The following is a 3,835-nucleotide window of genomic DNA, read 5'->3' as shown; positions in this document are numbered from 1 at the left end:
GTCATTAAGGCTGGTAAAAATCATCGTGGAAGCGCCATTAAGAAAGGATCGTAGGGACTTGGGCTTGATTTTACCCTGTGGACTTTGAAGTAACAATTATGAACAGTATACTTATAGCACCTTGGGAACATCTCTATTGGTAACACTGGTTTATCGGGTTGTGCGCCTCCACCCATCCTATAGCTACTTTCGGGGTTCATGAACCCAAACGCCTTGCTCTCCGACATAATAGGTATGGGTATTCTCTACGGTGATGTCAAACACTGTGCGTCTAAATCGGTCAGAATCCCTTTGTAGCCACCATTCAATACCGTCATTCGGAATCTTTTTCAGGTATTCATACGACGTAACGGGCATTTCTTTACTAAAGTCAACCCATCGCGAATCGTTTTCATCAAATCTTACTGGGCAAAACTTTCCTCCCATTAGCCATCCGAGATTGGGCTGCTGAGTGCGAACGATTAAATTAATATCTTCGACATAGACAGTGCTGCCGTCTACCAGTTCTATTAATAATGGCTTGCTAAACATCCTGAGATGTAATTGCCTTGCTTTGAACCAGCCTTTGTCGACCCAGCGAAAAAGATAATTATCGGTGACCACTAGCAGAAAGTAAGTATCCCTATTCATGGTTCTTCGTTCCGCCCGTGCCGCCAACAATTCTTTTTCCGTGTACATATCAACGCATAAAACTTTTTGGTTTTCATGAACAAAAACCCGCGTGACCCGCTGATAGGATTGTTCGCCTTTCCCAGTTTCTGATTTCGATAGCACCCAATCTCCAACCTGGATTTTTTCAATGGGGATCAAGCCATCCTTGGCATGAACCAGCGTCCCCGCCACGAAGCCAGACCCCTCATAAGTTGGTTGTGTCTTACTCGATTCGGTCATGGCTTCGTCCCCGTTATTGCGTGGTCGCTTACAAGTCGCCCAATCCCTTATCCGTCACCGCCCCCTCCGAAGCCGAAGATACCAACTTGGCATACTTCGCCAACACGCCCTTGGTATAACGCGGCGCGGGCCGTTGCCAATTCGCCAGCCGTGCGGAGATTTCCTCATCGGACAGATGCAGGGTCAATTCGGCCTGCTCGGCGTCGATGGTGATGCCGTCGCCATCCCGCACGATGGCGAGCGGGCCGCCGGTGTAGGCTTCCGGGGTGATGTGGCCGACCACGAAGCCATGGGTGCCGCCGGAGAACCGCCCGTCGGTGATGAGCGCCACGTCCTTCGCCAAGCCCTTGCCCATCACGGCGGAAGTGGGCGACAGCATTTCGCGCATACCGGGGCCGCCCTTCGGGCCTTCGTAGCGGATCACGATCACATCGCCCTTCTGCACGGTGCCGTCGAGGATGGCCTTGAGCGCCAGTTCCTCGCAGTCGAACACCCGCGCTTTACCCGTGAAGCTTAAGCCTTCCTTGCCGGTGATCTTTGCCACCGCGCCGTCCGCCGCCAGATTGCCCCGGAGAATGACTAAATGACTGTCCTTCTTGATGGGGTTGGTCAGGGGCCGGATCATGTCCTGATCCGCCGGATAGTCCGGGGCTTCGGCCAGATTCTCCGCCAAGGTCTTGCCGGTGACGGTGAGGCAATCGCCGTGCAGCAGGCCCGCGTCCAGCAACACTTTCATCAAGGGCTGGATGCCGCCGATTTCCACCAGTTCGGCCATGGCGTAGCGGCCACTCGGCTTGAGGTCGGCCAGCATCGGGACGTTCTTGCCGATGCGGGTGAAGTCATCCAGGCTCAGGTCCACGCCGCAAGCGTCGGCCATCGCCAGCAAATGCAGCACGGCGTTGGTGGAACCACCCAGCGCGATGACCACGGTGATGGCGTTCTCGAAGGCCGGTTTGGTCATGATGTCGAGGGGGCGAATCCCCGCTTCCAGCAGCTTCAAGACCTGGGCGCCGGCCCGTTCGCAGTCCAGTTCCTTGTCCTTGGAAATCGCCGCTTGGGCCGAACTGCCGGGGAGGCTCATCCCGAGGGCTTCGATGGCGGAGGCCATGGTGTTGGCGGTGTACATGCCGCCGCAGGAGCCGGGGCCGGGGATGGCCTTGGCTTCGATGTTCTTCAATTCGGCGTCGTCGATGCGGTCGTTGGCGCGGGCGCCGACGGCTTCGAACACCGACACGATGTCCAGCTTCTTGTCGCCGTGGCAGCCGGTCAGGATGGTGCCGCCGTACACGAAGATGGCCGGGCGGTTGAGGCGGGCGATGCCGATCATGCAGCCGGGCATGTTCTTGTCGCAGCCGCCGATGGCGACCAGCCCGTCGAAGCCTTGGCAGCCGACCACGGTCTCGATGGAGTCGGCGATGACCTCGCGGGACACCAGCGAATATTTCATGCCCTCGGTGCCCATGGAGATGCCGTCGGAAATGGTGATGGTGCCGAACACCACCGCCTTGCCGCCGCTCCCGTCCACGCCCCGGGCGGCATCGTCGGCCAGCTTATTGATGTGCATGTTGCAGGGCGTCACCATGCTCCAGGTGGAGGCGATGCCGACCTGGGGCTTCTTGAAGTCGGCGTCGGTGAAGCCCACGGCGTGCAGCATGGCGCGGCTGGGGGCGCGTTCCATGCCGTCCACGACTTGGGCGGAGAAGGCGCGGGTGTCGTTATCGGTTTGGCTCATCGTTCAGTCTCATGGGTTAATGCAAACATAGGAATGTAGGTCGGGCTTCAGCCCGACCCACGGAATCATTCGATGGGAAACCGCCTTACCCTAAAACATAAACATAGGTCGGGCTGAAGCCCGACCTACAGATTTGTTCGATGGGGGGTTAAGCCTAAAAGGTATCCCAGGCGCTTTTCTTACGCCAGCTAAACCGGGGCAGGAATACGCCGAGCAGGATGCCGCCGAACAGGACCCCGGCGCCGAGCAGGAACCAGTTCTGGCGGTAATCGCCGTCTAGGGCGTCCCGCTCGCGGCGGGTGGCTTCCACGTCCCGTTCCAGCTTGATGACGGATTCTTGGAGCCGATCCCGTTCGGTTTGGATTTGCAGCACATTGGCCGAGGCTTGCCGGATGGCGATCAATTCGGTTTTGAGGCGCTCGATTTCGGTTTGCTGCAAGCCGGATGCCTTGTCCACGCCTTCCTTGCCCAACTTCAGCAGGGTGAGTTCGTCCTGTAGCACCGCCAGCTTGTGATTGGCCTCATCCAGCAGGCTCCGCGCCCCCGGTTGATCGGAAATGAATTTAGTCAGCAGCCAGCCTTCCTCGCCGCTGTCCAGTTTGACCTTGGCGTATCCCGAGGCACCGCCGGGGGTGAGGATGGTCAAGGGCGTGCCGGAATCCAGCGCCCTGACGAGCTTGGATTGGGCGCTCTGCCCGGCGCGGAGTTGAACTTCCAGTTTGTCGGTGACATAGCTCCGGTGGGCGTCCGCCAGGGACGCCAGAGGAAAACAAAGGATTAGGGCGAAAAGGATTCGAAGCGGCATGAAGTTTCGTGGGGGGGTGTCCGGCCTCACTTCCATAAAGTAGAGCGAGCAGGTTTCTATGGCTGGGTTTAACCCCTCAACCCCCCTTATCAGGGGGGCTTTTTCTTCCTCCCCTGATAAGGGGAAGGCCGGGAAGGGATTTGACCGGCATTAACTTATGTGGTGGAGTCCGGCCTGGGGCCGATGGCGAGCTTTCCTGCCTAGGCGTTCGGGACCGCAGGCGGCACGGGCCATCCAGCTTCCAAGGCCGAGGGGAGCGGCGGTTTGAAACCTGGATGGCCCGTGGCGGGTGTCCGTGCGGACCCGGACGGGGGCTAGAGACCTTGTCGCAGGGTGTCGCGCCGTTTCTGCGCGGCTTCCAGCTCTTTGTGCAGGGCCTCCGCCTGGGCGCGTTCGGGGAAGTCCCG

At 58.8% G+C, this 3,835-nt stretch carries 3 protein-coding genes; all 3 read right to left on the bottom strand.

Annotation, left to right across the window (positions count from 1 at the left end):
- Positions 1–183: 183 nt before the first annotated feature.
- The gene (locus tag ACXWUF_RS20230; protein WP_458496372.1) at positions 184–891 is read right to left on the bottom strand and encodes a hypothetical protein; all 708 of its coding nucleotides are present in this window, start codon (positions 889–891) and stop codon (positions 184–186) included.
- 28 nt (positions 892–919) lie between these two features.
- Positions 920–2,623 (bottom strand): dihydroxy-acid dehydratase, encoded by a 1,704-nt coding sequence (ilvD, locus tag ACXWUF_RS20225; RefSeq protein WP_458496371.1) that lies wholly within the window; start codon positions 2,621–2,623, stop codon positions 920–922.
- Between the two features lie 154 nt (positions 2,624–2,777).
- On the bottom strand, positions 2,778–3,428 hold the full coding sequence (locus ACXWUF_RS20220; RefSeq protein ID WP_458496370.1) for a TIGR04211 family SH3 domain-containing protein: 651 nt from the start codon (positions 3,426–3,428) through the stop codon (positions 2,778–2,780).
- Positions 3,429–3,835: the final 407 nt, after the last annotated feature.

It is taken from the genome of Methylomagnum sp. (assembly GCF_054333355.1).
This window is presented reverse-complemented; position numbering and strand designations above follow the sequence as displayed.

What these genes read in the sequence shown, in the direction of transcription:
- ACXWUF_RS20230 (WP_458496372.1), bottom strand. Translation starts at nt 891, where the DNA reads ATGACCGAATCGAGTAAGACACAACCAACTTATGAGGGGTCTGGCTTC.
- ilvD (WP_458496371.1), bottom strand. Translation starts at nt 2,623, where the DNA reads ATGAGCCAAACCGATAACGACACCCGCGCCTTCTCCGCCCAAGTCGTG.
- ACXWUF_RS20220 (WP_458496370.1), bottom strand. Translation starts at nt 3,428, where the DNA reads ATGCCGCTTCGAATCCTTTTCGCCCTAATCCTTTGTTTTCCTCTGGCG.